The organism is Kaistella sp., from assembly GCF_041824135.1.
Lineage (GTDB): Bacteria > Bacteroidota > Bacteroidia > Flavobacteriales > Weeksellaceae > Kaistella.
In genome coordinates this window covers 1-6,201 of the sequence record NZ_JBGZYM010000112.1, presented here as the reverse complement: position 1 = coordinate 6,201, position 6,201 = coordinate 1, and the positions used below count along the sequence as shown (strand labels likewise).

6 protein-coding genes and 1 tRNA gene are annotated in these 6,201 nt (G+C 35.6%); all 7 read right to left on the bottom strand.

From position 1 onward, the window contains the following. Window positions 1–33: 33 nt before the first annotated feature. Window positions 34–107, bottom strand: a tRNA-Met gene (locus ACEYOS_RS14090). Between the two features lie 48 nt (window positions 108–155). Next, a complete protein-coding gene (locus ACEYOS_RS14085) occupies window positions 156–1,439 on the bottom strand; it encodes a peroxiredoxin family protein (RefSeq protein ID WP_373709937.1) in 1,284 nt (427 codons plus the stop codon). Between the two features lie 61 nt (window positions 1,440–1,500). Further along, window positions 1,501–1,719, bottom strand: coding sequence for a signal peptidase (locus ACEYOS_RS14080; protein WP_373709936.1), 219 nt, complete (start codon window positions 1,717–1,719; stop codon window positions 1,501–1,503). Between the two features lie 19 nt (window positions 1,720–1,738). Continuing rightward, window positions 1,739–3,754, bottom strand: a complete 2,016-nt coding sequence (locus ACEYOS_RS14075; RefSeq protein ID WP_373709935.1) for a T9SS sorting signal type C domain-containing protein — start codon at window positions 3,752–3,754, stop codon at window positions 1,739–1,741. Window positions 3,755–3,860: 106 nt separating this feature from the next. After that, complete coding sequence (clpX, locus tag ACEYOS_RS14070; protein WP_373709934.1) at window positions 3,861–5,042, bottom strand: ATP-dependent Clp protease ATP-binding subunit ClpX; 1,182 nt, start codon at window positions 5,040–5,042, stop codon at window positions 3,861–3,863. A gap of 71 nt (window positions 5,043–5,113) precedes the next feature. Beyond that, window positions 5,114–5,503 (bottom strand): HIT family protein, encoded by a 390-nt coding sequence (locus ACEYOS_RS14065; RefSeq protein ID WP_373709933.1) that lies wholly within the window; start codon window positions 5,501–5,503, stop codon window positions 5,114–5,116. A 140-nt stretch (window positions 5,504–5,643) separates the two neighbouring features. Next, complete coding sequence (greA, locus tag ACEYOS_RS14060; protein ID WP_373709932.1) at window positions 5,644–6,117, bottom strand: transcription elongation factor GreA; 474 nt, start codon at window positions 6,115–6,117, stop codon at window positions 5,644–5,646. Window positions 6,118–6,201: the final 84 nt, after the last annotated feature.

The window sequence follows — 6,201 nt, the reverse complement described above, 5'->3', positions numbered from 1 at the left end:
TATACGTAAATCACTGATTTACAGAATTGTTTGTAGCGAAGACGGGAATTGAACCCGTGACCTCAGGGTTATGAATCCTGCGCTCTAACCAACTGAGCTACCTCGCCTTTTTTAAGGTGGTGCAAATATAAATATATTTTACGAGGTAGCAAAAATTAATTTAACTTTAAGTAAGAAATTACATCTGCAGCATGATCTGGTTTGGCAATGATTTTATTATTGCTGTCTAAAACAAAATAGCTGGGTGTCGCACGTATATTATAAGTCTCTGAAAATGAACTGTTCCAACCTTTCAATTCTGAATCATTGACCCAAGGTAACATCTTCACCTTACTTTCGTATGCAGCCCGATCACTGTCTAAAGAAAATGCAATAACTTCTGCATTGAGTCCTTTAATGGCCTTATATTTCTCAATTATCTTCGGTAAATCGGTTTCGCAGTGCGAACAGGTAGATGCCCAGAAGATAATAACTTTCTTATCTGCCTTTATATCGTAGATTGATTTCGCTTTTGTATTGGTAGCACTATTGAAAACGTAATTAGGAATCGTGGCGCCAATCTCCGTATTCATATTGGTAGCAATAGTTTTTGTTAAACGCTCATTGATGGTACATTTTAAACTCTTGGCTTCGGTCAGATATTTATCTTTTAAATCCTGCATTCCGTAGGTATCAAAGATCTCAATAAGCTCAGAAAGCACTGTTTGTCCGCGTGGAGTTTCTACATTGACGACCTTCAGCAGCTTATCAACGTCTGCTGATACATTCGCACTGGAGCCAGCATTTAAGTAAGCCACGAGAACTGGTCTCATCAGCGATGAACCTTCGAGCATCTCATTGGATTTATTTAAAAAATCAATGATCTCATCATGAGTGATTGGTTTCTTGGTGGCACTCTTTTCTAAAAACCGTGTATAGTTGGTATTATAAAAACTAACAAACGGAAAGTTACTCATATTTGGAGTAGCGTTTGAAAGACGAAGCACCTCATTGTTAAGTGCAGTACTGAAATCACTTTTCGTTTTATAATATTCTTTAATTTGATATAATGCGGGCAAAATATATTCTTTCTTCTGCTGAATATCCTGCATTTGATTCATAATATAATTGGCTTCATCCAAATAATCGATATTGACCACTTTATCATTCTCGGTTTCAAACTTCATCTTCACATCTTTATTCTCTGAAATAAAATTGATCGATGTATTTGTCTCCGGAAAGTATAATTTCATCATTCCAGTGTAAGGCTTATCTATTTTAACCTGCCACGAGTTTCCTTTTTTTACTTCTTTGCTGTTAAGGACATCTTTAGATCCGCTCAGCGTGTAGACATACACCTCTTTCGGTGTAAATGATTGCGGTGCATCTACCGTAATTTTAAATTGTGCCATATAAGTATTGACCACCAATACACTCAACATAAAAGTTATTTTCTTCATAATGTAAATATAAAAAAACTCATTGATTTCTCAATGAGTTCTTAGTATTATTGGGTAATATTTAAACCGTCTGTTTTTGCTGTATTCTTTTAACGTACAGAACGATAAATAAAATCGCTGCAATGGCTAAAATATAAACATACATATCAATAGGCGAAGCTGGTTCGCCAGGTCCTACTCCTCCCGGTCTACCTTCCGGCGGAGGTGGTGGTCCTTGCGCTCCTAGAAATGAACCTATAATAAGAAATGCAAAAAGTAAAGTTTTATTGAGAAGTTTCATAATCGTGCTTTTTTATATATTATCTTATAATTTTCGAACTAATTTTCTCACCATTTTCAGACACTGCTGTAACGATGTACGCACTATTCGATTTCGCTAAGTTGATATCAAAATCTTTATTTGTAGTGATGTTTTTCTGTGAAATAATTAATTTCCCACTCATATCATACACTTGTACGTCTGCTGTCTTCCAATTAGGATCGAATTTAACTAAGAAACCATCAATTGCTTGACTATATATTACTCTTGTTCTATTAGGTTTATACGTCTCACCAGCACCTAAAACTATTGCTGGTTTCCCGTAATAAAGACTATACTGGTCACCTGCAACAGGAATAACCTGATTCTGCAAAATTTCATTCACTTGACCATTTTGTGCTTTATAATAAAATCCAATACCAGTTGTCAACTCGTGCAATTGATTTTCAATAAGTTCAGTATTTTCTCTAACTTCGAATTTCAATGATTTTATTCCAGCATTATATAAAGTTAATGGAATCGATTTTCCTTTAAAATCAGTTTCATTTGCTTCATTAATATAAAGCCAATATGAATTAAAAGTACTCATGTCATACCCGCCATTGATTGGATCTTCTTCATAAGTACCAATAATGCTTTGATTATCTAAAACCGATTGAACAGTAGCATTAGAAGTTTGACCCGAGGTCGCAGAAGGATAAACTACGAAATAGGTTCTGCCCAATTCCTGACCGTTTTCATCTAATGCAATAACACCCAGCTGTTTTACAGTTCCATTATTTTCTTTAGAATATCTTGCAGCAGTAACAGAATAATCAGTACCAGAAATCCTTGCGGTGTTTTTAAATCTTCTTAGATTATCGAATGATAAAGTCTTATCAGTTCCAACTTGTGGATCATTATCTCTAAGTTTCACAACAAAGGTTTGCATAGGTTTAATAATTAATCCTATATCACCAACTGGCACAGGCATTCCTGCAGTAAAATTTAGAACTTGCGCGCCTACAGAATAAGTCCCGATGTTTGGTGTGGTAACTACTACTCCTGGATCATATCGAATACCTTGTATTGACGTAATTACATTATTATCCGTAGTAGACCCGCTTTCTGCAACACCAATGAAGCTTAAATCCAAATTGGTAAAATAAGGATTACCAAATTGGTAAATATTTCTGCCATAAGTTACTGCAGACCATGGATTTGACGGAATAAGTGTAGCATCCCAATCATCACCGTGATACGTATTGTATCTCTCATTGTAGGAGTTTGTGGCGTTACCACCTGTTCCGAAATTGATACCATTACCAGCATTACGTAGTAGTTCGGCCACTCCATTTGTGAAAGGTTGCCCTCTTAATGTATAAACCACCCCTTTTCTATTTGGATTCGTACCAAAATTGGGATCCGAAGGATCAGGATTTGACGGCATTGCACTTGGTGGAGTATCAGAATCGAAGTTATTCGAGCCTAACATATAGTAGGTAGTACTTTTTGGAGTTACGGATGATACATTTAAGTTGTCTGAAACAGCAGTTGTATTATTCCACGTTAAAATTTCATTTTTGGAATATCTAGTATTAGAAAATGTCTTTCCTAGTGTACCCATAGTAGAGGTAGAACCTGAAAAACTGGAGAGTGTTTTATTATAGAATGGAATTGCTATCTGTTGGTAAGTTCCGTGCTTACGAGTGCGATATTCTTTATCAATAATCGCTGTCATATTACCCTGCGCTAAACCATTAATATACAATTGACCATATGTTGACGTGGCTGCAGTTGTTGGCGAATTTAGCCTAAGAATAAAGTTTCCGCCATCTGTTTTATCGCCACCTGAAGTATTTAATGTTTTCAACACTGCGCTGCCGTTCCCTTCAATCATTACATTCCCTTTGATATCATAGATACCATTACCTTTGGTCTGAACGCCGCCACCGTTGAATACCAAAGCATTCTCTCCAACAAAGAAGATGCCTCCATTGTCTACATGACATAAAACTTGTGCACCGAGTGACAAGTTTAAAGCCAAAAGACCTAACGTTAATAGATTTCTTTTCATTATAATATGTGTTTTGTGTTTCTAAAAAGTAATGCAAGTTCACAATAGAACTGGTTACAAAGATAGTTATTTTTTATATCTATCAAAGTGATTGCCTCTGAAAATGTCAAAAATGGGTGTTTTTACGGGTAATGACAACTTTCTTTTGAGCAGCGATATTAAACATATAATCTTCCAAAACTTTTTCAGTTGTACCTCGAAGTCCTCTGGCTCCAAGTCCCTTATCCATAGTCTCTTCCACGATACTTTCCAGTCCGTCATCTGTGAATTTTAAGTCAACACCATCCATCTTAAACAATTCTATAAACTGATTGACAATCGAGTTTTTTGGTTCTTTCATAATTCGGATCATCGTTTCCTTGGTCAATTTATCCAAGTACGTAATGATTGGAAATCGGCCTAGCAATTCAGGAATTAATCCAAATTTACGTAGATCAATTGCGTTCAATTGCTTCAAGATATATTCTTCTTCCTCTATTTTATTTAACTTTTCAGCACTGAAACCGATCGCCTGTTTGTTCAGTCTTCTTTCAATAATTTCTTTAATTCCATCAAATGCACCACCTGCAATAAACAGAATATTTTGAGTATTAACCTGAATATATTTTTGGTCTGGGTGCTTTCTTCCTCCTTGCGGTGGAACATTAACAATACTTCCTTCTAACAACTTTAATAAACCTTGTTGTACTCCTTCTCCAGATACATCTCTTGTAATACTTGGGTTATCAGACTTGCGCGCAATTTTGTCGATTTCATCAATAAAGACAATTCCTTTTTCTGCTTTTTCCACATCGTAATCAGCCACCATCAAAAGTCGCGATAAGATACTTTCTACATCTTCTCCTACATATCCAGCTTCTGTTAGAATTGTAGCGTCTACAATACAAAAAGGGACATTTAATTCTCTTGCAATAGATTTTGCCAAAAGCGTTTTTCCTGTACCGGTCTCACCGATCATGATAACATTTGACTTTTCAATCTCTACCTCCCGATTTTCGTCTTTTGCATGTAATAATCTTTTGTAGTGATTATAAACAGCCACAGACAATTGCTTTTTTGCCTGATCCTGACCAATAACATATTGATCTAAAAATTCTTTGATCTCTTTAGGCTTTTTTAAATCCTCCATGGTTTCTGTAGAAGCTGAACCTGTGGATGCGCTGGTTTCTTTTACGATTCCGTGAGCTTGTTCGATGCATTCTTCGCAAATAAAACCGTCATTCCCGGAAATAAGCATTTGAACTTCATTTCGTTTTTTTCCACAAAAAGAGCATTGGTTTGAATTCATATATTAGGTGTAATTAAGAATAAGTTGTAAAAAACTTTGTCAAAGTTTATGACTCTGACAAAAATTAATGTTTAAGAATTGATGATAAGTTTTTGAATTTCCCGATACTCTTCATCAGCAAATTTCAAGCGTTCGTTTTTAAAATTCATATCGTCCATTTTCGTAATTGGAATCAAGTGAATATGGGCGTGAGGAACTTCTAAGCCAACAACCGCAACAGCGATTCTTCGCTCGGGGAATGCTTTTTCCATTTTTCTGGCAATGGTTTGTGCAAAGCTCCAAAGATTTTTAAAATCTTCATTTTCTAAGTCAAAAATAAGATCAACTTCCTGTTTAGGAATTACCAAACAATGACCTTTGACCAAAGGCATCATATCTAAGAAAGCCAGGTGCTGATCGTCCTCTGCAATTGTGTAAGACGGAATTTCGCCCTGTACAATTTTTGTAAAAATAGAAGCCATGATGATTGTATTTAAATTAAAAACCCACGCGAATGCGAGGGTGCAAATTTACAAAATCTTAGGAAAGAACGATGTTAAAAAACCGCTAAAGTTTTGGAACTCACTTTAAGATATATAGTATTATGTATTTTTAATCGTATTTAAGCCAGGTAGATTTCTAATACTTCAAATGAAAGTTGGTTTCCGTTTGGCAAAAGAATTTCTGCACTGTCACCAACTACTTTTCCAAGCAATCCTTTTGCGATAGGTGTATTCACAGAAATTTTTCCTGCTTTTAAATCGCTTTCATTATCTGGAACCAAAGTAAATATTTGCTCCCCTTTTGTGGTCTTATTTTTAAGACGAACCGTAGTCAAAATAGAAACTTTAGAAGTATCTAATTGCGTCTCGTCGATCACTTTTCCGTTAACGATAAGGTTCTTCAATTTAGAAATTTTCATCTCTAACATTCCCTGGGCTTCCTTTGCTGCATCGTATTCTGCATTTTCAGAAAGATCGCCCTTATCTCTTGCCTCCGCGATCTGCACGGTGATTTTTGGTCTTTCAATGGTTTCCAGTTGTTCCAATTCAGCTTTCATTTTATCTAAACCTACTTTGGTCACGTAACTTGCCATAATTTCTAATATTTAACGTTAGTATAAAAAAATAATCCGACATTTGTCGGACAATGTTTTTTGTGTTGATTGTTTCACAAAGAT